This window comes from Paenibacillus ilasis, from assembly GCF_043195395.1.
Classification (GTDB): domain Bacteria; phylum Bacillota; class Bacilli; order Paenibacillales; family Paenibacillaceae; genus Paenibacillus_AQ; species Paenibacillus_AQ lautus.
Window position 1 is genome coordinate 2,531,337 of sequence record NZ_JBHDJG010000001.1, and the last position, 26,084, is coordinate 2,557,420.

The 26,084-nt window shown below is 51.6% G+C and carries 18 protein-coding genes; 16 read left to right on the forward strand and 2 right to left on the reverse strand.

What is annotated here, in order from left to right; all coding sequences use genetic code 11:
• Positions 1-167 precede the first annotated feature (167 nt).
• The 7 genes from ACETK5_RS11660 (at position 168) to ACETK5_RS11690 (ending at position 9,464) form a co-directional block, all read left to right on the forward strand.
• Positions 168-2,483 carry a helix-turn-helix domain-containing protein gene (locus ACETK5_RS11660; RefSeq protein WP_394055756.1) on the forward strand — a complete coding sequence of 772 codons (2,316 nt, stop codon included), beginning with the start codon at positions 168-170 and terminating at the stop codon, positions 2,481-2,483.
• Between the two features lie 274 nt (positions 2,484-2,757).
• Entirely contained in the window at positions 2,758-3,732 is a 975-nt protein-coding gene (locus tag ACETK5_RS11665; protein WP_394055758.1) for an ABC transporter permease, read from the forward strand.
• A gap of 24 nt (positions 3,733-3,756) precedes the next feature.
• Positions 3,757-4,677 carry a carbohydrate ABC transporter permease gene (locus ACETK5_RS11670; protein ID WP_015735508.1) on the forward strand — a complete coding sequence of 307 codons (921 nt, stop codon included), beginning with the start codon at positions 3,757-3,759 and terminating at the stop codon, positions 4,675-4,677.
• Between the two features lie 53 nt (positions 4,678-4,730).
• Complete coding sequence (locus ACETK5_RS11675) at positions 4,731-6,389, forward strand: ABC transporter substrate-binding protein (RefSeq protein WP_394055760.1); 1,659 nt, start codon at positions 4,731-4,733, stop codon at positions 6,387-6,389.
• A 207-nt stretch (positions 6,390-6,596) separates the two neighbouring features.
• On the forward strand, positions 6,597-6,788 hold the full coding sequence (locus tag ACETK5_RS11680) for a hypothetical protein (protein WP_394055762.1): 192 nt from the start codon (positions 6,597-6,599) through the stop codon (positions 6,786-6,788).
• A gap of 91 nt (positions 6,789-6,879) precedes the next feature.
• Positions 6,880-7,122, forward strand: coding sequence for an MDR/zinc-dependent alcohol dehydrogenase-like family protein (locus ACETK5_RS11685; RefSeq protein WP_394055764.1), 243 nt, complete (start codon positions 6,880-6,882; stop codon positions 7,120-7,122).
• Positions 7,123-7,154: 32 nt separating this feature from the next.
• Entirely contained in the window at positions 7,155-9,464 is a 2,310-nt protein-coding gene (locus ACETK5_RS11690; protein ID WP_394055766.1) for a glycoside hydrolase family 95 protein, read from the forward strand.
• A gap of 39 nt (positions 9,465-9,503) precedes the next feature.
• Here the strand turns inward: ACETK5_RS11690 and ACETK5_RS11695 are convergent, their stop codons facing one another.
• Positions 9,504-10,379: a helix-turn-helix domain-containing protein gene (locus ACETK5_RS11695; protein ID WP_100537259.1), complete on the reverse strand. Its 876-nt coding sequence runs from the start codon at positions 10,377-10,379 to the stop codon at positions 9,504-9,506.
• A gap of 169 nt (positions 10,380-10,548) precedes the next feature.
• On the opposite strand from ACETK5_RS11695, the gene ACETK5_RS11700 reads away from it, so the two are divergent.
• Genes ACETK5_RS11700 through ACETK5_RS11715 form a run of 4 tightly spaced genes read left to right on the forward strand, consistent with a single transcriptional unit; the run spans position 10,549 to position 16,532 of the window.
• Positions 10,549-11,424, forward strand: coding sequence for a fumarylacetoacetate hydrolase family protein (locus tag ACETK5_RS11700; protein ID WP_394055768.1), 876 nt, complete (start codon positions 10,549-10,551; stop codon positions 11,422-11,424).
• Between the two features lie 25 nt (positions 11,425-11,449).
• A complete protein-coding gene (gene gucD, locus ACETK5_RS11705) occupies positions 11,450-12,916 on the forward strand; it encodes an alpha-ketoglutaric semialdehyde dehydrogenase GucD (RefSeq protein ID WP_394055769.1) in 1,467 nt (488 codons plus the stop codon).
• A 16-nt stretch (positions 12,917-12,932) separates the two neighbouring features.
• Positions 12,933-14,909 (forward strand): YjhG/YagF family D-xylonate dehydratase, encoded by a 1,977-nt coding sequence (locus ACETK5_RS11710; RefSeq protein WP_394055771.1) that lies wholly within the window; start codon positions 12,933-12,935, stop codon positions 14,907-14,909.
• Positions 14,910-14,957: 48 nt separating this feature from the next.
• Positions 14,958-16,532, forward strand: coding sequence for a glycoside hydrolase family 43 protein (locus tag ACETK5_RS11715; protein WP_394055773.1), 1,575 nt, complete (start codon positions 14,958-14,960; stop codon positions 16,530-16,532).
• Between the two features lie 560 nt (positions 16,533-17,092).
• Here ACETK5_RS11715 and ACETK5_RS11720 read toward each other — a convergent pair.
• Positions 17,093-18,580, reverse strand: coding sequence for an alpha-N-arabinofuranosidase (locus ACETK5_RS11720; protein WP_394057412.1), 1,488 nt, complete (start codon positions 18,578-18,580; stop codon positions 17,093-17,095).
• A 279-nt stretch (positions 18,581-18,859) separates the two neighbouring features.
• On the opposite strand from ACETK5_RS11720, the gene ACETK5_RS11725 reads away from it, so the two are divergent.
• The 5 genes from ACETK5_RS11725 to ACETK5_RS11745 all read left to right on the forward strand — a co-directional run bounded on the left by ACETK5_RS11725 (position 18,860) and on the right by ACETK5_RS11745 (position 25,945).
• The gene (locus tag ACETK5_RS11725) at positions 18,860-20,569 is read left to right on the forward strand and encodes an extracellular solute-binding protein (RefSeq protein WP_394055775.1); all 1,710 of its coding nucleotides are present in this window, start codon (positions 18,860-18,862) and stop codon (positions 20,567-20,569) included.
• An 88-nt stretch (positions 20,570-20,657) separates the two neighbouring features.
• Entirely contained in the window at positions 20,658-21,560 is a 903-nt protein-coding gene (locus tag ACETK5_RS11730; protein WP_100537252.1) for an ABC transporter permease, read from the forward strand.
• A 12-nt stretch (positions 21,561-21,572) separates the two neighbouring features.
• The gene (locus ACETK5_RS11735; RefSeq protein WP_100537251.1) at positions 21,573-22,451 is read left to right on the forward strand and encodes a carbohydrate ABC transporter permease; all 879 of its coding nucleotides are present in this window, start codon (positions 21,573-21,575) and stop codon (positions 22,449-22,451) included.
• Between the two features lie 83 nt (positions 22,452-22,534).
• Positions 22,535-24,223 (forward strand): sensor histidine kinase, encoded by a 1,689-nt coding sequence (locus ACETK5_RS11740; RefSeq protein WP_100537250.1) that lies wholly within the window; start codon positions 22,535-22,537, stop codon positions 24,221-24,223.
• A gap of 3 nt (positions 24,224-24,226) precedes the next feature.
• The gene (locus ACETK5_RS11745; RefSeq protein ID WP_394055778.1) at positions 24,227-25,945 is read left to right on the forward strand and encodes a response regulator transcription factor; all 1,719 of its coding nucleotides are present in this window, start codon (positions 24,227-24,229) and stop codon (positions 25,943-25,945) included.
• Positions 25,946-26,084 lie beyond the last annotated feature (139 nt).

A 26,084-nucleotide genomic window follows, 5' to 3' on the forward strand; every position in this document is an offset into this window, starting at 1 on the left:
GATCATATTGCCTCGTAAAGGAATTTGCGTCCTTTCGCTCCTAGCCTATTGCCATATCGTATGCAATTGTACTCCGAGGAAGGAATTGTACCTTTTTCTTGCGAACAGTCAAGTGTATCATCGAATTGCTTCAGTTTTGAAAACGCTTTCTATTGAGGAGGGTACATATGCAGCGTTTATGGTCCAAGTTCTCCCCCGTGTTCCGCAGATTTCTGATTTCCTACCTGATTGTGCTGTTAATCCCCCAAATCGCAGGTTATGCATCGTACAGGGCTTCGATTGAAGTAGCAAAATCAAGCTCGATCGAAAACAGTCTGAGTTCATTGAATCTGGGAAAAGAGATCATCGAGCGGCATCTGGTGGAGGTGGAAGCCTTCACGAAGCAGCTTGCGATCAATCAGGATTTATATCGTCTGATCGCCGATCCCAAGCCGCTCGACAGCAACAACGTTTACGGCTTGGGGAGGATGCAGCGCAGTCTGTCCATGTACAGCAGCACGAACGATTACCTGTCCAATTTCTTCATCTACATACGCAATTATAACGCCATTATTACGCCGAGCACCGTCTATTACCGGCCTGAGCATTATTACGAGGCGAATCGGCTTGAAGGAATGACGTTCGAGGAATGGGAAGAGGCCGTATTAAAGAAACCTCATCTAAATGAGTTGATTCCGCTTAAGAAATATAGGCGGGAAATCCGCGATACGGTGTTTGTCGAAATACCGGCAGTCACGTTTCTCCAGTCGATACCGCTTAACAGCTTCAACAATCCACAGGCGATGATCGGCGTTATGATCGATGAAGATCATATGGGCAGCCTGCTGCAAAACATCGTGGACCAATACGGCGGCTGGGCGGTGGTTGCGGACCGGGAAGGCAGCTTGATCCTGTCCCGCGGCATCGGCGAAGAGGAAGCCAAGCGCTTCACCGAAGCTCCGGGAGACGAAAACGGCGAAGTCAGCCCAACGGGCGACGGCAGACTGTTGATTTCCATCCGGTCCGACCTGAACGGGTGGACCTATATGGCCGGAATACCCGAGCAGGTGCTGTTGACGAAGGCCGACAAAATCCAGCGGGTCACGACGACGTTTACGCTGGCTGCGCTGGTCATCGGTTTGCTGATCGGACTTGTGCTCGCGTACCGGCACAGTGCTAAGCTCCATTCGCTCCTGTCCGTGTTTCGCGAGCAAAACCACATTTCTCGGGAGAAGATCGGTAACGAGTATGATTTTCTGGCCGGCAATATCGCGGCGCTGATCGCAAACAATGAATTGCTGGAGTCTTCACTGAACGATCAGCTCCCGCTGCTTAGGGATGCGTTTATCAAGCGGCTGCTGACAGGCGACTTCTATACGCTGCGCGAGATCGAGGCGGTCTCCGGTCAAACCGGAGTCCGCCTCCGCGGCGAGCATGGACGTGCAGGGATTCTAAAAGTTGCCGGATATGGCAGCGCTGACAGTGAGGAAATCATCCAGGAACTCAGCGTCGCAAGGTTGATCGTCCGGCAGGGCTTGAGCCGGCTGGAACCCGATGTGCTGGTTACGGACTGGGGTTCGGACCAGATCGCTTTCGTGCATGCGCTTGCCGGAGAGCCGCTGGACGATTTACATCGTCGCCTGGAAGCCGGTTTGCTCGAACTGGTCGATACCGTATATCGGCAGCATCGATTGTCGATCACGATCGGGCTGGGTTCGGTGTTCGACGCGTGGAACGGCGTAGCTGACTCGTTCAACGAAGCGCAGCAAGCGTTGGAATATGCCGTCCACACTGGGGCAGTCGGCATCACCCGGTTCGAGGATGCGATGAAAGCAACGGAGCTGTACTATTATCCGATTGAATCCGAACAGCGTATGCTCAATACGCTTAAGGCGGGTGAACTGGAGGAAACAAGCCGCCTTCTTGACCAGCTGTTCAGCCGGAACTTTGAAGAAAGGGAGCTGTCGTACGATATGACGCAGCAGTTTGTGACGGAGCTCAAGGGAACCTTTTTGAAGCTGGCCGAACAAAAAATATTCCACGACGAGTCGTTGACCGACCATATCAAGGAACAGATCGCGGCCGTTACGACGACGGACGGGGTCGATCAGCTCAGGGACAGATTCGGGAAGCTCATTCATGATATCTGCATGGACGTCCGGAAGAAAAAATGCGACATGCATGCCGAGACCGTGGGTGAGATCATCCGCTATATCCACGAGCGTTACTCCGACGCAGAGTTGACGCTTTATCGTATCGCGGAGCATATTGGCAAGCCCGAAAAGTATATCTCCCAAATGTTCAAGGAACATACGGGAACGAATCCTTCGGACTACGTTGAGCTGGTGAGGATCGGCAAGGCGGCCGAGCTGCTGCAGGAGAACCTATTGACGATTGACGAGATCGCCGCGCAGGTGGGGTATAACAGCGCACATTCATTTCGGAGGGCCTTCAAGCGGGTTCGCGGCGTGTCGCCGAGCACATTCCGGCAAATGGCCGATTAAGGAGACGGCGATCTCGCCAATCTTTTACGTAAAAGGAGGTCAGCCGTCTGCTTAATCGAAGGGGATCGAACGTGTTGGCGGACGCTTTTTAATCGAATCCGCCTAATGAAAAACCTAGTAAAATCAAGGCTTGGAAAGCATCCGTTTCCGAAATTGTACGGCAAGGGAGAAAGTGTGCCTTTACGAAGCCGAGCGTGCAATTTTATGATTACGCACAAGAAAGCGCTGCCAAATTAAGTTCTGGCTTCATTGGCAGCTACTCATCGAAGGAGGGATGGAACTGAGTACTCTATTTTCCAAGTCCAAAACGGTCAGAGCCCCGAGCGGCAAGCGCTCGGAAATCGGAAGAGCCGCCTATCGAAGCTTCAGAAGACATTGGCAGCTGTATCTGCTGGTCATTCCGCCGGTCTTGTACTTCATCATCTTCAAGTACTCGCCTATGGCAAACACCGTGCTAGCATTCAAGAATTATAACGTAATGAAAGGGATTTGGGGGAGTCCATGGGTCGGCACACAGTATTTCGAGATGTTTTTTCGCAACCCTGCGTTCGTGACACTGATCAAAAATACGCTGTACATTTCGTTCTATCAATTGATCGTCGGGTTTCCGATCCCGATTCTGCTGGCGTTGGCCTTGAACGAGGTGAAGAGCGCAAGGTTCAAAAAAACCGTGCAGATGGTCACCTATGCGCCATATTTTATCTCCACGGTGGTCATGGTGTCCATCATCATGCTGTTCCTGTCCCCGCGTCTTGGGATCGTGAATACCATTGCTGGCGCGCTTGGCTTTGAAGCGGTCAATTATCTTGGAGAGCCTGGCATGTTCCGCACGATCTACGTGCTGTCCGACGTATGGCAAACCATGGGCTATTCCGCGGTGATTTATCTTGCTGCTCTGGCGGGAGTGGACCCGTCATTATATGAAGCGGCCAAAGTGGATGGCGCCAATCGGTTCCAGAAAATCCTGAACGTCGATCTTCCCGGCATTCTGCCGGCCGCGGTCATCATTCTGATTCTCAGTGTAGGCAACATCATGGCACTCGGCTTCGAGAAAATGTACTTATTGCAGAATCCGCTGAACTTGTCCTCGTCCGAGATCATTTCCACGTATGTGTACAAAATCGGATTGCTGAACGCGAACTACAGCTTCGCCACGGCGGTAGGATTGTTCAATTCATTGATCAATCTGGTGCTGCTCCTAGTCGTCAACGCCATTGCCAAGCGGGCATCCAATACCAGCCTCTGGTAAATTTCACAAAAAGGAGTGAGTGACATGAACGCATTGCGGGCCCATTCCGGAAGCCGACGGAGCGTGAGGATCAAGGAGTCGCTGGGGGACCGTATTTTTCTGAGCGTGACCTACATCTTGCTGATCTTGGTTTTAATTGCCGTCCTGTATCCGCTTATTTACATCGTAAGCTCGTCCCTGAGCAGTCCAAGCGCCGTCTCTGCAGGCAAGGTGTGGCTGTGGCCGGTCGACGTATCGCTGGCAGGGTACGAGGCGGTGTTCCGAAACGGCCAGGTGCTGACAGGCTATGCCAATTCGCTGTTTTATACCGTTGCCGGTACGTTCATCAGCGTATCCCTGACCATCATGGTCGCTTACCCGCTGTCGAAAAAGTCATTCTTCGGCCGCACGCCGCTTATGGTTTTCATTACTTTCACCATGCTGTTCTCCGGCGGGTTGATCCCGACCTATCTGGTCGTCAAATCGATGGGCATGATCGATACCCGCTGGGCGCTGCTCATTCCGAATGCCGTTTGGGTATGGCAGGTCATTATCGCCAGAACCTTCTTCCAGACCTCGATCCCGGATGAGCTTTCCGAGGCGGCAGACATCGACGGGTGCAGCGACATCCGCTACATTTTCAGCGTCGTTCTTCCGCTTGCCAAACCGATTATCGCCGTGCTCTCGCTTATGTACGCGGTGGGGCAGTGGAACGCCTATTTCGATGCCTTGATCTACTTGAAATCGCAATCGCTCTATCCGCTTCAGCTTATTCTCCGCAGCATTCTCATCCTGGGAAGCGGAACGGGCAATATGGACGCCGGGGAGATGGTGAAGCAGCAGCAAATGGCCGAGCTCATGAAATACTCGCTTATTGTGGTGGCAAGCCTTCCGGTGCTGGTGATCTATCCGTTCGTGCAGCGCTATTTCGTGCAAGGCATGCTGATCGGCTCCGTGAAGGGCTGATCGTGGGCAGAGCCCGTTATGTTGCATTACCAATTCATGAGGGGGAGATTGATTTGAGAAAAAAAGCAACTCGTCTGCTTGTTCTCATACTGATGCTTAGTTTTGTGCTTGCCGGATGCTCCGGCGGAAATGACAACCCGGGAAGCGCAGGGAAGGAAGGCGGCATGCCGGACTCCGGCGAGAAGGTAACGATCAACGTTTTTGCCCATCAAGGATCGGATATGGATCTGAAAACCAACAAGTTTACGAAAAAAATGGAAGAGCAATTCGGCATCAAATTCAATTGGACAACCGTTCCGTTTGACGGCGCGGCCGAAAAACGGCAAATCTCGCTCGCGTCCGGGGACTATCCGGATTTGTATATGCTTATTCCATGGGTAGACCGTTTCTCGCAGACGGACTTATTGAAGTTCGGACAGCAGGGAGTGATCATCCCGCTGAACGACCTGATCGATGAGCATGCTCCGCACATTAAGGAAGTGCTGGAGAACAACGAATATTATAAAGCGATGAACACCGCGCCGGATGGCAATATTTACGGATTGACCGGCTTAAACGAATGCTTCCACTGCTCCTACCCGAATAAAATGTGGATCAATACGAAGTGGCTTGATCAGCTCGGGCTTGCGCAGCCGACGACGCCGGAAGAATTCAAAGCGGTTCTCGAGGCCTTCAAGACACAGGATCCGAACGGCAACGGCAAGGCGGACGAAGTGCCGCTCAGCGGATCCGTCGAAAATTTCGGCGTTCACGTAATCCCGTACCTTATGAACGGCTTTATATACAACGACGACAGAACGTATCTCATCATGAAGGAGGGCCAGGTAGACACCGCCGCGAACAAACCGGAATGGCGGGAAGCGCTGGCCTACATCAAATCGCTTTATGATGGGGGGCTCATTGACCCGGGAGCCTTTACGCAAAATGCAGGCGCGTACAAAAAAATCGGGGATAACGCGGACGCACAGCTGTTGGGCGCCGGGGCCGGCATGCATCCCGCCTTGTTCCTGACGACGGGAGAAGACGCGCCGTACAGCAAGGACTATAACCCGCTTCCGCCTTTGCGAGGACCGCATGTCGATTATGCAACATTCAACTATCCGATTGATCCGGGCGCATCCTTCGTCCTGACGAATAAAGCGAGCAAAGAGGCCCAAATCGCCGCCATTCAAATGCTGGACTATTTCTACACGCAAGAAGGCGCGATGCTTTCCTACCTCGGTGAAGAAGGCAAAAGCTGGCGCAAGCCGCAGGATGGAGAAATCGCGCTGAACGATAAAGTGGAGCCGCTCTATAAAGCGATCCCGCTTGAACCCGGGGAACAGCCCCGCAATGACAATTGGGGAGCATTAACCCAATATAACCATCACCGGGCATACCGCGATGCCGAGGTTCAGGGCACAGATATTTACGCCGATGACGGTTACGAACGCCGCCTGTACGAGGCAACGCTATTGATGGAAGGCAAGGAGCCGCAAGGTATCTTCCCGCACTGGGCGCTATGGGTCGACCCGCTGGTTGCCGACGAAGCCAGCATGATGCAGACGAACATCAAGGACTATATTGACCAGAACGCCTTGCTGTTCATCACCGGTGGCAAGAGCCTGGATAAGGATTGGGATGATTATGTAAAAGGGCTGGAGGGTCTGAACATGCCGCGTTATATTGAAATCATGCAGGCTGCTTACGATTCATCGACAATATCGAAATAAACCGTGGCCCGATAAGCCCGGCTTCTTGGAGACAGGAGTCTTCGCTCAGAACGCGGGGGCTCTTGTCTTCATTATTTTTAAAGTTCGGCGTTTAAGTGATCTTCGATTTGGGACCGTGACATCAAAAAAAGGTACAAATATGCGGGATTCGGCAATTTCTATTCGGTTATCGGATGTTACAACAAGGTGGAATGGAGGTTGTGTTCGATGCGCATTGACGCCCATCAGCATTTTTGGAAAATCGAACGCAACGATTACGGATGGATGACGCCCGAAATTCCGGTGCTTTACCGCGACCATTTGCCTTCCGGTCTCAAACCGCATTTGCAGAGACACGGCATCGGCCATACGATTCTTGTTCAGGCGGCGCCGAGATCGAGGAAACCGAATTCACTCTGAAATTAAGCGAAACGGCCGTACGGGCAGCGCCTCGTCGATGGAAAGCGCCTTTGGGCTCGTCGGCCACGGCGGTTCCTAGACGTTTGTCGGGTTGGTAAAAAGCACGATTACCTTTAACGATCCCGATTTTCACGCGCGCGAAAAGACGGTGCAGGGCAGCCGTAATGCGACGCGGGAGGACTTCGAGCGGGTGATTGCGGCCATAACCGGCGGCTGCATTGACATCGCCGATTACATTACCCACCGAAGCTCGCTCGAGGACATGATCGACAGGTTCGACAGCTGGCTCTTGCCGGAATCGAAGGTGATCAAGGCGTTGGTGGAGCTGAACTAGTTCAAATAGCGATAGCGGATTGGAGGAGAAGTATGACAAGTTTGAATGGCATGGAACTGAAGCATCGCTTGTGGTATAGAAAACCGGCGGCCGAATGGAATGAGGCGCTGCCGATCGGAAACGGCCGGCTGGGCGCGATGATCTTCGGCGGTACGGCCGAGGAGAAGCTGCAGCTTAACGAGGATTCGGTATGGTACGGGGGCCCGCGCGACCGCAACAACGAAGATGCGCTGCCCCATTTGCCCGAGATCCGCAAGCTGATTATGGAAGGCAGGCTGCAGGAAGCGGAGGAGCTGGCGGCGATGACGATGGCGGGGCTGCCCGAAGCGCAGCGGCACTATGTGCCGCTCGGCGATCTGCTGCTGTCGTTCGGCCAGCATGGCCAGCTTGCCGAGGATTACATGCGGGAGCTTGATTTGGAGCGCGGTGTATCCCGGGTCAGCTATCGGATCGGCGGGATCAGGTATACGCGCGAGCTGTTTGCCAGTTATCCGGATCAGGCGATCGTCATCCGCATCACCGCCGACAAGCAGGATGCGGTCACGTTCAAAGCCCGGTTCAACCGCCGGAACTGGAGGTACGTGGAGAAGACGGACAAATGGGAGGCGAGCGGGCTGGTCATGCGCGGGGATTGCGGCGGCGAAGGAGGCAGCTCCTTAAGCGCCGTCTTGAAGGCGGTCCCGGAAGGCGGCGTCTGCCGCACGCTTGGCGAGTATTTGCTGGTGGACGGCGCAAGCTCGGTCACATTGCTGCTTGCCGCCGGAACGACGTTCCGGCATCCCGACCCGGAGCTTGACGGCAAACGGCGGCTGGAGGAGTTGAGCCGAGTTCCGTATGCCGAGCTGTTAGCCCGGCATGTCGCCGATTACCGCGAGCTGTACGGACGGGTCGAACTGAAGCTGCCCGAGAATCCGGACAAAGCCGCGCTCCCGACCGACGAACGGTTGAAGCGGTTCCAACACGGCGAGGAAGACCACGGCCTGATCGCGACCTATTTTCAATTCGGGCGCTACCTGCTCATTGCCTCCAGCCGGCCGGGCTCTTTGCCCGCGAATCTTCAAGGCATCTGGAACGATAGCTTTACTCCCCCATGGGACAGTAAATTCACGATCAATATTAACACGCAGATGAATTATTGGCATGCGGAAAACTGCAATTTGGCCGAATGCCACGAGCCGTTGTTCGAGCTGATCGAACGGATGCGGGAGCCCGGGCGGGTTACGGCCGGCGTCATGTACGGCTGCCGGGGCTTCACCGCGCATCACAATACGGATATTTGGGCGGACACGGCCCCGCAGGATACGTACCTTCCCGCTTCCTTCTGGCCGATGGGCGCCGCCTGGCTGTGCCTGCATCTGTGGGAGCATTACCGATTCGGTCAGGACCGATATTTTCTGGCGCGGGCATACGAGACGATGAAGGAGGCGGCGTTGTTCCTGCTCGATTATTTGGTGGAAAATAACGAGGGTGTTCTGGTAACTTGTCCATCCGTCTCCCCCGAGAACAGCTACAGGCTGCCAAGTGGCGAGACAGGGGTTCTCTGCGCCGGGGCCACGATGGATTTTCAGATTATCGAAGCCCTGTTTAAGGCTTGCATCCGCAGCGGAGAAATTATCGGGCGGGATGAGGCGTTCCGCGAGGAGCTCGCTGCCGCCTTGAAACGGCTGCCCAAACCGCAGATCGGCAAATATGGACAAATTCAGGAGTGGATGGAGGATTACGAGGAGGTGGAGCCCGGACACCGCCACATCTCCCATCTATTCGGGCTTTATCCGGGCGAAGGCATTAACGTGGATTCCATGCCGGAGCTGGCCGCAGCGGCTCGGACGACTCTGGAACGCAGGCTGGATAACGGCGGCGGACACACCGGCTGGAGCCGGGCGTGGATTATCAACTTTTGGGCTCGGCTGTTGGATGCCGACAAGGCATACGAAAACGTAAGAGCAATGCTCCATCACTCCACGCTGCCTAACCTTTTCGACAACCATCCACCATTCCAAATCGACGGTAATTTCGGCGGCACGGCGGGTATTGCCGAGATGCTGCTGCAAAGCCACGCCGGTCGGATCCGGCTGCTGCCCGCCTTGCCAGACAGCTGGAGTGATGGGGAAGTCAGAGGACTGCGGGCACGAGGTGGCTTCACCTTGAATTTCACCTGGACGAAGGGACAGGTAACTGAAGCGGTCGTGACCTGCGCGGTTTCCGGTCCGTGCCGATTGGAAGCTCCTGGACTTGACCCCGTTTCGTTTACGGGAGAAGCCGGCCGGTCTTACACGTTCACCCAGAAAAGGGATGAGAGAGCAACAATTAACTTTATTGCTCGTGATACGCATTCTTCATGAGGTTACTGATCCGGCATAAGCTAATGACCGTTGCTGGACTCAGTTTCTGTATTCACTGGGCGCCATCCCTGTCCACCGCTTGAACTGGCGGCTAAAATGCGCATTGGTCTTATATCCTAGCATCATCGCGATATGGTCCATGCTTAAATCCGTTTGCTTTAACAGCCGCTGAGCTTCGCCCAAAAGGGTTTCTGACAAGAACTTGCGAGGTGCTTTGCCGTACACTTCACGAAAGATCCGATTGATCTGGGAGGGACTAAGATTCAGCGACTTGGCGATGTCCTGGATCCAGGTTCGCTCGCTTTCCTGAATTTCACCATGAAGATGAATATATCGCACGGAGTCCTCTATTTGGTCGGCCACCTGACGGGCAATGGCTTCTTTTCTTGTCAAGGTTACGGATACGTTCTGAGACAACTGGCCGACCAGGGTGCCGAGCAGTTCAAAGACGGCTGCATGCACTTTCATCTGTTTGAAGGCCGGTAATGAGCTGGACAAGTGCTCTCTGGCCAGATCAAATAATGTAGATAGAGAGGAAGACAGTCCCTGGGCCAATGCCGAATCGGCCGAATAATAAATGTCCTTGCAGCGGTTGAGTTCTCTGCAAAACGAAGTATCGTGTACGCTGAAATGAACGGAAAAGTAAGTGAAGCCCTGCGTTCCGGCGCCGGTGCAGGAATGAGTCATACCGGGATGGATGAACAACAGGTCTCCGGCGGACTGTCTGTACAACTGTCCGTTGACCACCATGTTCATCTCGCCATCCATCAACCAGTGGATCTCATACATGGAATGCTCATGAGACGGATAAGTCCAGTGGGAATCCACCTTTCTTGCGTGCAGTCCTAATAATTGAAAAGACATCCGAACATCGGGCAGACGGCCTAAATATACAGCTTCTGAAAGCTTGGTCACAGCAACCTCCTCGAAAAAATCTGAATTCCAGATACGGATACATTTATATTAACAGAATTACAATGCGTGAAAAGGATAAATCGACGTCATGATTAGCACATCGTCAGGGACCATCTGTGATGCTAAGGTAATACTATCAACCCAAAGGGGAAATGGGAGGCAAGCCTGAATGAGAATAATTCGATTTCTGGACGGGCAACAGAAGCGGCTGGCAGCAGTTACGGATGATGAAAGAGTCTATCGTCTGCCACAGCCGGATTTTATGACTCTGATCCATCAAGCCAGGGAGCGTGGGATCTCTCCTGTCCAACTGGTTGAAAGCGCTTTTAGTCCGGTGAATGAGTTGGCTGGTGACTGGACTTCTCTGCACCTTGTCACGCCAGTGGAAGCACCGGAGGTATGGGCGGCAGGCGTAACGTATCAACGAAGCCGCGAAGCACGAAATTATGAAGCAACGGATGGAAAACTGGATGCGGAGACATTTTACGATAAAGTTTATGAGGCTGAGAGGCCTGAGATCTTTTTCAAATCCACGGCTGCCCGCACCATCGGACCGAACGAGGCCGTCACGCTGCGCAGTGATTCCACATGGCAGATCCCTGAGCCTGAGCTGGGATTGGTGCTTGGGGCAGACGGCAGCATTGTGGGATATATCGTCGGCAATGACATGAGCTGCCGCGATATCGAAGGGGAGAACCCGCTGTACCTGCCGCAAGCAAAAATATGGCGCAATTCCTGTTCCATCGGACCGGCCATCCGGCTTGCGGAAACGGTACAGAATCCATATGCATTCAGCATCGTCTGCGAGATTTATCGCGAGGGTCGCATTGTCGTTAAGAGCGAGGCGAGTACGAGTGAATTAAACCGAAAGCTGGATGAGCTGGTCTCGTTCTTGGCAAAGGACAACGATTTATTCGATGGTACGGTGCTTTTGACAGGCACAAGCATTGTGCCGCCTAATGATTTTACGCTTGAGCCCGGGGACCGGATTGCCATTTCGATCAGCAGTATCGGAACGCTGGTGAACCGTGTCTTATCAAATTAGTTTTTAATAAGGAGGACATATTTCCATGACGGCATTTCAGGGAGAGCAAGTATACAGGAACTATATCAACGGAGAATGGATAAAGGCTGCGTCCGGAGAAACCGAACCCAGCATCAATCCGGCGAATCGGAATGAGGTAGTCGGTTATGTACCGGTTTCCGGTATAGAGGATCTGAACCGTGCTGTCGCAGCGGCCAAAACAGCTGGCCGAGCCTGGCGGAGATTAACCGGCGCGGAACGCGGCAATGTTCTGTTCAAGGCGGCGAATGTGCTGGAACGCCGGGCCGAGGAAGTTGCCGAGGCGATGACGAGGGAAATGGGCAAAACGCTAGCCGAAGCCAAGGGAGAGACGATGCGCGGCGTCGCGATCCTAAGATATTACGCCGGTGAAGGGATGCGAAAAGTCGGCGATGTCATTCCTTCGACGGACAGCGAAGCACTGATGTTTACGACTCGGGTACCGCTTGGTGTTGTGGGCGTGATTGCTCCATGGAATTTTCCCGTAGCGATTCCGATTTGGAAGACGGCCCCGGCTTTGATTTACGGCAATACGGTTGTGTTAAAGCCGGCACAGGAAACAGCGGTCACGGCAGCCAAAATCATGGAATGCTTTGAGGAAGCGGGAATTCCGGCAGGCGTTCTCAATCTTGTATGCGGCAGAGGATCGGTGATCGGATCTGCGCTTGCCGAGCATCCGGATGTCAACGGGATCACGTTCACGGGTTCCAACGAAGTCGGAAAGCGTGTCGGCGCAGCCGCATTGGAACGCGGGGCCAAGTATCAACTTGAAATGGGCGGCAAAAATCCGATCATTATCGCGGCAGATGCCGACCTGGACTTGGCAGTCGATGCCACCATCAGCGGCGGCTTGAAATCCACCGGCCAGAAATGCACCGCCACCAGCCGGGTCATTGTTGAACGAAAAGTATATGAAGCCTTTAAAGAAAAGCTCCTGTCGCAAATCCGGGAGATCCGATTGGGCGACGGCATGTCATCCGAAAGCTGGATGGGCCCGTGCGCGAACGAAGGACAGCTCGAAACGGTGCTGAGCTATACTCAAAAAGGGCAGGATGAAGGTGCCGTACTGCTGACCGGCGGAAAAAGAGCGGACGGTCCAGGGCTTGAAGATGGATTTTATGTCCAGCCGACCGTATTTGAGGGTGTCGAACCGCATATGTCCATCGCCCGGGAAGAAATCTTCGGCCCTGTGCTTGCGTTGATCGTAGTGGATTCCCTGGAGGAAGCCATAAAGACGGCCAATGACAGCGACTATGGCTTGAGTGCCTCCATCTATACGCAAAATGTCGGGGCAATGCTGTCTTTCATCCGGGATATGGATGCCGGATTGGTCAGGATCAATGCGGAAACGGCCGGCGTAGAGCTGCAGGCACCGTTCGGCGGGATGAAGATGTCAAGCTCGCATTCCAGGGAACAGGGTCAAGCGGCAATCGAGTTTTTCACTACCATCAAAACAGTCTTCGTAAAGTCATAAGTTGCAGGAGGGTGCCATGCACGAACCGATTATGTCGATTATGGGGGAGAAGGACTCAAATTGTTTCGATATTATAGCGCAAGCTCCCGGGGCATCGGGACGTCTGCCTTTAACCGATGATTTGCTGCGGAACGCTCCGAGCGGCGACTTGTTCGGCATGTCCCAGAATGTGGGAATGGGCTGGAAGCCCGGGGAATTGAACGGAAAACAGTTTCTGATCCTGAGCACGCAGGGCGGAATTCGCAATGAGGACGGCAGTCCTGCAGCCCTCGGTTACCATACGGGCCACTGGGAGGTCGGCCTGCTCATGAAGGCTGCGGCGGAAGAGATAGCGAGCCGCGGCGGAATACCGTTTGCCGGATATGTCAGCGACCCCTGTGACGGCCGATCACAGGGCACGACAGGCATGTTCGACTCGCTCCCGTACCGGAACGATGCCGCTCTCGTGTTCCGCAGACTGATTCGTTCCCTGCCGACGCGCAAAGGCGTGATCGGCGTCGCCACCTGCGACAAAGGTCTGCCGGCGATGATGCTTGCGCTTGCAGGCATGCCGAAGCTGCCCGGAGTGATCGTTCCCGGAGGCGTCACCCTGCCGCCTGTCGATGGAGAGGATGCAGGCAAAATTCAAACGATCGGCGCACGGTACGTCAGCGGCGAACTCTCGCTTGAAGCGGCGGCGGAGCTTGGCTGCCGGGCATGCTCTACACCGGGGGGAGGCTGCCAGTTTCTGGGCACGGCGGCAACGGCCCAGGTCGTCGCCGAGGCGATGGGTATGACGGTGCCGCATGCCGCGCTTGCGCCTTCCGGGCAGCCGATCTGGATCGAAATGGCGCGCCAATCCTCACGCGCACTGATGGTGATGGAGTCCGAAGGGCTGAGAATGGCGGACGTTGTCACCGATGCGGCGATTCGCAATGCGATGGCTGTTCATGCCGCGTTCGGCGGCTCTACCAACCTGCTGCTTCACATTCCGGCCATTGCCCATGCAGCCGGTTTAACCGTGCCTGCGGTGCAGGACTGGATCCAGGTCAACAAAGATGTGCCGAGATTGGTCAGCGCCCTGCCGAACGGCCCGATCTTCCACCCGACCATTCGGGTGTTTCAAGCTGGAGGCGTGCCCGAAGTGATGCTTCACCTCAGGCAGCTTGGCGTACTGGATGAGTCCGTGCTTACCGTAACAGGTACGACGCTGAGCGAGGTTCTCGACTGGTGGGAATCGTCGGAACGCCGTCATCTGCTGCGGAAGCAGCTGAAGGAGAAGGACGGGATAGATCCGGACAGTGCCATTATGAGCGTTGAGTATTCGCAGCGTCTTGGCATTACCTCTACCGTGACATTTCCAACAGGGAATATCGCTCCGGAGGGCTCTGTGATCAAATCCACGTCGATCGACCCTACGGTACTGGATAACCATGGCGTGTATCGTCACAAAGGAAGAGCAAAAGTGTTTACAACCGAACGCGAAGCGATCCGTGCAATTAAGACTGGCGGTGTTCTGGCAGGCGACGTCGTCGTACTTCTCGGGCGGGGGCCGTCAGGGACCGGGATGGAGGAGACTTACCAGCTTACGTCTGCGCTGAAGTATCTGCCATTCGGCAAATACGTGTCGCTCATTACCGATGCCCGGTTTTCCGGTGTTTCCACCGGGGCGTGCATTGGCCATGTTGGCCCCGAAGCGCTGGCAGGCGGGCCGATCGGCAAGCTTCGGAACGGTGACTTGATCGATATTGTCGTGGATCGCAACACGCTGGAAGGCAGCATGAATTTTGTCGGTGAAGGGGAAATCGAGGTTTCGCCAGAGGAGGGAGCTCTCATCTTAGCACAAAGGCCCTTCCACCCGGATATGCGGCCTGATGAAGCTCTGCCGGATGACACCAGGCTGTGGGCTGCGCTGCAGTCCGTCAGTGGAGGAACATGGAGAGGGAATGTGTACGATGTGGAGCGGATCATAACCGCTCTGGAAGCCGGTAAAAAAGCACTGGGCTGGCATTGAAATCAAACATTTTTGTACAAACATCATTTTCATACCGGAGGTTGCTTCATGCATATGATCACGAACCCCGTTCTTCGCGGTTTTCATCCCGATCCGTCCATATGTCGGGCGGGGGAAGATTATTATATCGCCACGTCGACCTTTGAATGGTTCCCGGGCGTACGGATTCACCAATCCAGGGACCTGGTTCATTGGAAGCCAATACAATCTCCACTGACCCGGACATCGCAGCTGCATATGGATGGCAACATCGATTCCGGAGGAGTATGGGCTCCCTGCCTTAGCTATGACAACGGTGTGTTTTACCTGGTTTACACGGATGTCAAAAGCCGGATCGGCGCTTTTAAAGATACCCATAATTACCTTGTGACGGCAACGGATATCGAAGGCCCTTGGTCCGAGCCGGTGTATTTGAACAGCAGCGGATTCGATCCATCCTTATTTCATGATGAGGACGGACGCAAGTGGTTGGTCAATATGATTTGGGATCACCGTAAGGGAAAGAACCGGTTCTCGGGCATCGTGCTCCAGGAATTTTCCGTTAAGGAACAAAAACTGATCGGGCCCGCTGTTAACATATTCAAGGGCACAGAATTAGGGCTGACGGAAGCGCCGCATCTGTACAAATATAACGATTTTTATTATTTAATAACGGCTGAAGGGGGAACCGGTTACGAGCATGCGGTGACGGTAGCACGCTCCCGCACGTTAGAGGGACCTTATGAAGTCGATCCTGCCAATCCGATTCTGACTTCATACGGCCGACCGGATTTAAAGCTCCAGAAGGCCGGTCACGGTAGTCTCGTCGAAACGCACACCGGTGAATGGTACATGGCCCACCTGGTCGGCCGGCCCGTCAATGTACAGTTTTGCACACTTGGCCGTGAGACGGCTCTGCAGCAATGTATTTGGAGCGAGGACGGCTGGCTGCGCCTTGCGAGCGGTGACCGTTATCCCGAGGTTCAGGTGCCTGCGCCGAAAATCAAGCCACACCCTTTTGAACCGGCACCGGAGATGGACCACTTTGATCAACCCATGCTCCGGAGCGATTGGAATACGCTTCGTATTCCGCCGGATCCGACTTGGCTGAGCCTTGGGGAACGTTCCGGTTACTTGCGCCTGCGCGGCATGGAGTCGATGAGCTCAACGCACAGGCAAAGCATGGTCGCCCGAAGACAGCAGGGTTCTGCGTGTGAAGCCGAAACTTGTCTGGAGTTTGAACCGGACCATCCGCAGCAAATGGCAGGGCTGATTCTGTATTACGATACGAAAGACTATCTTTATTTACGAATAACGTATCACGAAGAGAAAGGAGTGTGCCTCGGAATCATTCAGTCGCGATACGGGTTATACGACGAGCTGCTGGAGGATATCCCGTTGAAATCGGTGAACGGGATCCGGTTAAAGGTTGTGATCGATCATGACCGTGCCTGTTTTTACTATGGGTTACATGATGATCCGTCCTGGCATCCGGCAGGCGGATGGTTCGATATCACGCATCTGTCGGATGAATCCCCTGAATATATCCGGTTTACGGGAACCTTCATCGGTCTTTGCGTGCAAGATCTTGGCGGGACTCGGAAACACGCTGATTTTGATTATTTTGTATATAAAGAAATGTGAATGGCAATCATCGAGATCATTCGAAAGCATCCAAAGGCATTGTTGATGCTATCGTGAACAGAGAGGATCTTGTGAAAAGGGGTTAAAAACACTCAAATTGAAAAAGAAAAGCGAGAGCAGTTGAAACGCAATTTCAACGTAACGCTGACAAAGATCTCGGGATACCGCTCGGACATGCTTGGAGTAGGGCTGTTGTATTCAGGGCCAGAACCAGGGAGGCAAGCTGTAGAGAAGGTAGGAGACGGCAGGAGCACGTCAGCATATAAAGACCATATAAAGACCATATCAAGTTGGTGATTGTGGCTATCAACAATGCCGGACGGGCCAAAATTTCTGGGCAACCTCTCCACAGGCGGTATCAGACCATTAAGTGCACCCCTTAGAATAGACATTGGAATCTCCTGGCGATTCCGATGATTCTAGGGGTGCATTTATGATGCAAATAAATTACAAAATTCAAGCATTTTCAGAAGACTCAAGTAAGAAACCACCGTCTCATGTGTAGGAAAGTGGAGCTATCGACAAATCAACGAACTCGGCCACTAGTTAGCATGGTTGCATTAAGACAAAACGATTTCAGCAACGCAGCAGGCAGGAAGGTGCACATCCAGACGGTTGTCCTTAATTGGATTGACCGGCATCTTTTTTATTTCGACCTGTGGGGGATGTCCGAACGCGTTGTGGCTCGTCATGGTCCCAGAAATGTAACGAACTTCGGCAGAGGAAAACGCTTGACCATCTAACACGCAAAGGAGCTGCTGTGACTCATCTGCGGACAAGTTCACCACTGTGGCGTGAACGCGGTCGTCCGCCCGTTTCGATGCGCTGACGTGCAGAGCCGGCACCTCGGCATCGGTTGTACCCGTTAGCTGCTGCTGGATATAGCTCTCGATCAGTGTCGAATCTTGATGCCCTTTATAGAGATCGAATACATGGTACGTCGGTGTGAGCACCATTTCCTCACCTTCCGTCAGGATGACCGATTGGAGCACATTGACCAGCTGTGCCAGATTGGCCATTTGAACCCGATCGCTATGGGCGTTAAATATATTCAGGGACACCCCGGCGACAATGGCGTCTCGCATCGAATTTTGCTGGAACAAGAATGCCGGGTGAGTCCCAGGCTCCACCTCATGCCAGGTTCCCCATTCGTCGATAATGATCGACACCTCGCCTTTGGGGTCATAGCGATCCATGACATGTTTATGCCGGGTAATTAATTCATCCATATACAACGCCCGGCGCAGGGTTCGATAATATGTCGGCTTATCGAACTCCAGAGCCGGACCTTTGCGCTCCTCGGGATATTCGTCAAATTTGTAATATCCCGGCATGGTGTAATAATGCAGAGACAATCCATTCATATGGGTGCCCGCTTCGCGCATCAAAGTTTCCGTCCAGGCATAATCGTTACCATCGGCACCGCAAGCAACCCTGAAAATCCGATGATTGCCGTAATTGCGAACATAAGTGTTGAATTGCTTGTACACATCGGCATAATATTCCGGCCGCATTTGCCCGCCGCATCCCCAATTCTCATTACCGATGCCGACATATTCAACCTTCCACGGTTCGTGCCTGCCGTTCTGGCGTCTCCAGTTCGCCATTGGCGAGTCTCCGTCAAAGGTCATGTATTCAATCCATTCGCTCACTTCTCTCGGTGTACCGGAGCCGACGTTGGCCGCGATATAAGCCGAGCAGCCGATCTGCTCGCATAGATCCAAAAACTCGTGGGTGCCAAATGAATTGTCCTCTACCACGCCGCCCCAGCCTGCATTCACGATGCGCTTGCGCTCAGCACCGACGCCGTCTTTCCAATTGTAATATTCAGCGAAGCATCCTCCTGGCCAGCGCAGCACCGGCACCCGGATATGCCGCAATGCCTCCACAACGTCGGTGCGTAACCCGCGGATATTGGGAATTGGGCTGTTTTCGTCGACATAAATGCTGCCATAAATACCTCGTCCCAAATGCTCTGAAAAATGCCCGTAAACATTTTTGTTGATTTTTCCGTACTGCCGCCCTGAATCAATGAACAGTAACGCCATTGCCTTCCTCTCCATTCGGAATAATATATGTTGCCAGACCTGTGAACTTCCTTGCGATGTTCCATTATAGCGCTTTCATTTTAACGGTTCAACCCGATTTCATGCTCCCGAACGAGGTTGTAAAAAAATGATAAACTTGTTGAAAACTGCGAGCATGGGGTGGGACAAATGCGTAAACAAATGTTAGAAATGTAACAGCTCGCCTGTATTCATCCCTAAATTTCAGGGTTAAAATGAAACGTGATTCAAAGCAAAAACGATTTCAAGGGGGTTATTAGCATGAAACGAAGGGTTTACCCGAAAGTCGTCCTCATCTTAGCGACAATACTTTTAACAGGAGCGATCGCCGCATGTAGTTCCGACTCAAACAATCCACAGTCGACCAATCCGTCAGGAAGCAGTTCAGGCAAATCATCTGAAGGGGGAGCCACCGCAGCGGAAGGACCGTTCGGCAAATATGAAGAACCGCTTACGATTCGATTTGCCCGCGATGTAGACAACGATATGCAGGATAACATCATACCCAAAACACCTGGCGAAACAGTGGAAGACAACCGTTGGTTGAAAGCGTTCTCGGAAAAACTAGGAATCAACGTAAAATACGATTGGACGGTCAGCGGTGGGGATGCTTATACCCAAAAGGTTAACGTAACGTTGACATCTGGGGATATTCCGGACATGATTCGCGTCACAGCCGCTCAAATGAAACAGATGGCTGAAGCAGATATGATCGAGGATCTCACACCGTACTGGGACAAATATGCTTCTGACCAAATAAAGGAATTGTACTCGGTGCAAGGGCCTGCGGTCCTCCAGGCCGCTACAGTTGATGGTAAGATGATGGGCCTTGGTCCGCCGGAGGTATACGGAGACGGTGTATTTATCTGGCTTCGTGCCGACTGGTTAGAGAAACTCGGGCTTACAGAGCCCAAAACGATGGATGATGTGATTGCAATCAGTAAAGCGTTTACCACGCAGGACCCGGACGGGAACGGGGTCAATGACACCTACGGTCTAGCCATTACGAAGGATCTGTACGGCGGAGCCATGGGGCTGGAAGGATTTTTTGCCGGATACCACGCGTACCCGAACATGTGGATCGATGACGGATCGGGAAATCTGGTTTGGGGCAGTACGCTTCCTGAAGTAAAGGAGGGATTGAAAGCGCTGTCTTCGATGTATAAGGCCGGTGAAATCGACAAGGAATTCGGAGTTAAGGACGGCGGCAAGGTGGCTGAGACGATAGCCGCCGGCAAGGTGGGCATGGAGTTCGGGCAACAATGGAATCCGATGTACCCGCTCATCAGCAACTATCAGAACGATCCGGGTGCAGATTGGAAAGGCTACGCCTTGGTTTCGGTGGACGGGGAACCGGTGCTCTCACCTCAGAAATTTGCTGCATCGGAGTTCTGGGTCGTCAGAAAAGGATTTTCCAATCCGGAAGCCTTGGTGAAAATGTTTAATTTGCACATTGAGTTGAATTGGGGAGAAAGCGGAGATTTCGATTATTATTATATGCCTTCCGCCAATGACAGCGTAGGCGTGTGGAAATATTCGCCGGTACAACCCTACCCACCATTTAAAAACGTGAATGCGTTCCAGGAAATCGAGGAGGCGCGTAAGAATAAAACCTTGGATCAGCTAACCGGTGAGGCACTGTCGATTCAGAAAAATATGGAAGCCTTCAACAATGGAGAAACCACTTTATGGGGATGGCCTAAAATTTATGGGGAAGACGGCGTGTTCCAGCATAGCGTGAAATACCTGGAGAACGACCATTTCATGCTTGAGGCGTTTGCCGGACCGCCTACCCAAACCATGGCGGAAAAGCAGTCCACACTAAAAGCACTGGAAACCGAGGTGTTTGTCAAAATCATTATGGGCGCCACTTCGATTGATGAGTTCGACAAGTTTGTAGAGAACTGGAATACGCTTGGGGGAGCCGATATGACCAAAGAAGTCAATGAGTGGTACGCATCTGTAAAATAAGTGCCTAGGACCATGAGAAAGGATGCTGCATTGACCAAGGGCATCCTTTCCATTCCTCATTCTCATCTTAAGAAACGGGTGATTTATGATGCAAAAAAGAAGCTGGAAAAGGGAATTGCCTCTGCATGTTATGATTTTGCCGGGTTTTCTATTTTTGCTAGTATTCAATTACCTTCCCATTGGCGGAATCATTATTGCGTTCCAAAAATTTATACCGGCGAAAGGTTTGTTCGGCGATCAGGATTGGATTGGTCTGCGCAACTTCGAATATGTAATGAACCTGCCGAGCTTCGATAACATCATGTGGAATACGTTTTATATCGCGATGATGAAAGTCATTCTAGGACTGCTTGTGCCCATTGTGATTGCTATTCTATTAAACGAGGTCCGGCATATGGCATTGAAGAGAGGTGTGCAGACCGCCATTTACTTGCCCCATTTTTTATCCTGGGTAGTATTGGGCGGAATTTTTATCGAAATTCTGTCACCGAATGACGGCTTGGTCAACCGGGCGCTTCAATCGTTCGGGATTGAACCGATCTTTTTCCTTGGGGACAATCGGTGGTTCCCAAACACCATGATTTTGACAGACGTATGGAAAGAGTTTGGATACGGAACCATCATATATCTGGCCGCGCTGACAAGCATCAATCCGAACCTGTATGAAGCGGCGCAAATCGACGGAGCGAGCCGTTGGAGGCAGACGCTTCACGTGACGCTGCCTGGGATGCAGATGGTTATTGTATTGCTTATGGTTCTTAATTTGGGTAATTTGCTGAATGCCGGATTTGACCAGATTTTTAACATGTACAGCCCGATGGTATATGAAAGCGGGGATATTCTCGATACCTTCGTGTACCGCATCGGACTGCTGGATGCGCAGTTCGGGGTTGCAACCGCAGTAGGATTATTCAAGTCCGTTATCGCGCTTGTTCTCGTGTCCGTCTCCTATTACATCGCGTATAAAGTTGCGGACTACAGGATTTTCTAAGGAGGGACTGATATGCCTGTAAAAAAGAGGCTGGATTGGTTTGTTGTGTGCAATAGTATATTCTTGATCGCAGTCGGAATGCTGTGTCTGATTCCGATGATACACATCCTGGCCGTGTCATTAAGCTCCAGCGCTGTCGCTGCAACAGGAACCGTAACCTTGTGGCCGAAGGAATTTACGTTGAAATCCTATGAATTTGTCGCACATCGTTCAGCCTTTTGGCAATCGATGCTCGTTTCCCTGGAGCGCATCGCTTTGGGAGGGACGCTGAATCTCGTTTTGATCGCTACAGTCGCATATCCACTTTCGAAAGAAAAGGGAGAATTCCGGCTGCGCACCTTTTATTCATGGGCCTTTTTTATTACAATGATATTTGGGGCTGGATTAATTCCGTCGTATATGGTTGTCAAACAGCTCGGGTTGATCGACACGATCTGGGCGCTGGTCTTCCCAACTGCGATTCCTGTATTCAGTGTCATTTTGCTGTTGAATTTTTTTCGAGCAGTACCAAAGGAACTGAGTGAGGCCGCGTTTATCGATGGTGCCGGACATTGGCGAACGCTGTGTCAGATTTACGTTCCGGTATCCTTGCCGGCTCTTGCGACCATTCTGCTATTTTCACTGGTCACGCACTGGAACAGCTGGTTCGATGGGTTAATCTATATGAACGATCCCAGCCATTACCCGATCCAGAGCTACATTCAGACGATCGTCGTTCAGCGCTCGTTAGCCACGATGACGCCGGAAGAGGCCAAGCTGATGGCGGACATTTCGGATAAGACGCTGCGTTCGGCCCAGATTTTCCTTGGAGCTCTGCCGATCATCTGCGTGTATCCGTTCCTGCAGCGTTTCTTTGTCAAAGGAATTGTACTCGGGAGCGTGAAGGGATAAACACGAAAGGCCGACCTCGTTTCCCGTAATAATAATCGTGAATAAGGGAGGGAGGGCAGATCAAGAACAGCATTTTCGCACGATTGATCGCGTCCTTCTTATTGGCGATCGTCCTAATTATTTTCTTGGGCATCTATATGTACAATTGGAGCCTGAACACCGTAAAAAATGAAATTATTAATTCTTCGACTGCACAGGTTTCGTTTTATCTTACAAGCCTGGAGGAGGAGATCGAACGCATTAAAATTTTGCAACACGAAAGCTTGACAGATGAATACCTGGGCAAACTCGCGGTACGGTATTCCATCATGGACGAGTATGAAATCATGGAAAGCATGCGAAAGCTCCATCAGCGTCTCGTCACTATTCATAACAGCAGCTCCTACACCTCAAATGTAAGCGCACACATTTTGCCGATTCAAAAAACCATTTCCTCCACCGCTACCGTAAGTCCGATCGATATGAACAAATTCGATCAGATTCGCGTTCCGGCGGGGGAAACTGGCGCGCAGCTGGTACAATACAAAAATAATCTTTACATAACCACTCTACATACCGGAAATGCCGGCTTGCCTCAAAAGTACATGATCGAGATTGAACTCGATACGACGGCGTTTCAAGAGGCGCTGGGCCAGTTTCATACTTACGACAACAGCGGATCCTTTTTAATTGATCTCACGCACGATATCGTCATTAGCGGCAAAGGCAACGATGCAAATGTACGTTTACAAGATTTGGCGGGAAACTACCATGAACTTAAGAGCGGGAACGTCATATACAGCAACATAAACGGTCAGAAAATGTATGTGGTGTCTGTCAAATCGGATTATTTGAATATGCTCTTACTGCGTTATATTCCCCAAGAGCTCATCTTTGTGCCGTTGCGAGATTTTTATATCTGGCTGTGGGTATTCACCGGTGCAGGCGCAATGATTATGTTGTTTTACTCTATCTACACCTATAACTTAATTCATAAGCCCATGCGTAAGCTTGTCGGATCGTTCCGACACGTCGAGAGCGGAAATTTTAACGTCTCGATCCACGTAAACAGCAAAAACGAGTTCGGTTATCTTTATCAAGGCTTTAATTCGATGGTACAGAACGTATCTGCATTGATCGAGCAGGTATACAAGCAGAAAATTCTAAACCAGAGGGCGGAGCTAAAGCAATTGCAATCGCAAATTAGTCCGCATTTTTTATATAACAGTTTATTTTTGATTAACACGATGGCCAAACTAGGGGACGATAATTTAATCCCTTTTACTAAGCTGCTGGGTGATTATTTTCAGTTTATTACAAGAAATGCTTCGGATTTTTTGCCGCTGCGTGAGGAAGTAGAGCACGCACGGACCTATAGCGAGATTCAGTTCATGCGTTTTCCGAGCCGGCTGACGATCCATTTTGAAGATCTTCCGGATGAGGTCAAGGAAATACAGGTGCCTAGATTGATTCTTCAACCGATTCTTGAAAATGCATTCAAATATGCTGTGGAACAAACCAAAGTCAAAGGCTTGATCACAATGCGCTTTCAGCAGGACGATCGCGCTTTGCGTATTATCGTAGAGGACAACGGAACGGATCTGCCGGAATCCAAATTATCCGCGCTCCAAAAGCTCCTTTACGATTCGACCAATATCGAGACCTCAGGTCTGATTAACATTCATCGCCGGCTTCGTTTGATATATGGCGACGAACACGGCCTCATTTTGGAACGAAGCGCAATGGGCGGCTTGAAGGTGACGCTGCAACTTGACCCGAAAGCGAGTGTGTAAGGGATGTACAGACTCCTGATTGTTGATAACGAAGAGATCATAGTGAATCATCTTTATGAAATTTTTCGAGGATTTGACCATTTGGATCTCGATGTCTATAAAGCCTACGGTGGAGAAGAAGCCATCGAGTGGCTCAACCGAACAAGAATTGATATCGTGTTGACCGATATCGATATGCCCCATATTGACGGTCTGCAGCTAATGGAAGAGATTTTTCGAAGCTGGCCTCAGTGCAGAGTTATTTTTTTAACAGGGCACAGTGAATTCAGATATGTGTACAAAGCGATTCAGTATCAGGATGTCAGCTATATCTTAAAGACCGAAAATATCGACAAAGTGATTCAAGTGGTCGAAGAGACCGTATCAAAAATCCGCCAGGAAATTAAAACGGAAGATCTGATCCGGGAGGCCAAAGAGCAAATAAACATCGCGCTGAATTTGTTTCAAGAAGATTATCTTCTAGGCATGTTAAAAGGCAGCCGCGGGTTGCAAGCCAGCCAATCACAGTTCGAAGAATTGTCGATCCCGCTGAATGTTAAGTGGCCGGTTGCCCTGGTCGTGGGCAAGATCGACAAATTCCCCGACTCTACCGGTTATATGCAGAAGATGCAGCAAATCTATGCCGTACGTCAAATCATGCACAGGTACTTAGCCACCCGTGTCAATTTTGTGATTGTGCTGGATGATAGTCGCAGATTCGTGATTTTTATTCAGCCTAAGGAGTCGTTGTCCGCTACCGGTATTGAGAATGCGGAGACGATCCTGCAGACGTTCAATAAAACAGTGTCGTTCCTTAAAGGAATATTGGAGGTCATCCAGTCGGCATGCCAGGAAAATATCGGAATTCCGATCAGCTTTACAATCGGCAGCCAAGCGGATGGGTGGGAAACGGTTTCCAATAAGTATCACTCGCTCCACCACTTGCTCAATTACCGGATCGGACTCGAAAATACAGTTCTTCTGATCGACGATGTGGTTAGTCATGATGAACCCGATGAGGCAGGCAATGTTCAGGGTTTGAAGGAAGAGGATCTCGAAGGAGAAAGGCTTGCGCGGGTGCTTAAGTCCAACGATCTTTCGCTTATCGAGCAATATCTGGAGGCAGGACAAAGGAGTAAGTATTTTGAAGCCTTGGAGCTGCTTCTTGCTCCTATCAGAGACGTTCGCACGAAGAATAATGCTTTTGCCCAGGAAATTTATTACACCGTGTCCTTATATTTGATGTCCTATATCAATCGATGGGCACTCAATGAGAAAATTGAAGCTCAGGTGGGTCAAAACAGACTGATGCGGATCGATTTTTTTGACAGCTGGAGCGAAGCTTCCTTATATTTGACGGAGTTATCGTCTGTGTTGTTTGACATGCAAAAAGTAGAGCAGAAAAAACGCGCGGATCATATCATCGATTTTTTGCAGGAATTCATTCGGAATCATTTGGATGAAGACCTGTCGTTGGTGCGATTGGCGGAACAAGTATATTTGAATCCGTCATATTTATCCCGCATCTACAAACAGGAAACCGGAAACAATCTGACGGAGTTTATCGACTCCTCCCGTCTTATGCAAGCGAAGCGTTTACTTCATAGCGAGAATCTCCGAATCGGTGAAGTTGCCCGCCGTGTGGGCTACGAAACCGCCTCCTCTTTTACTCGTTTTTTCAAAAAGGCTACCGGCTGTTCACCGCAGGAATACAAGGAAAAGCATTTGATCCAAAAGCCATAGCGGCATGCCAGGCGGGGTGGATAGAGCTGTTGCTCCACATCTAGTGCAGCGGGGTGAGGGGTTCAGCCGATTCTTCATTCTTGAAATATCCGTAGCAATATAATCCAATCCGAAACAATCTAACTTATAGTTGAACCGA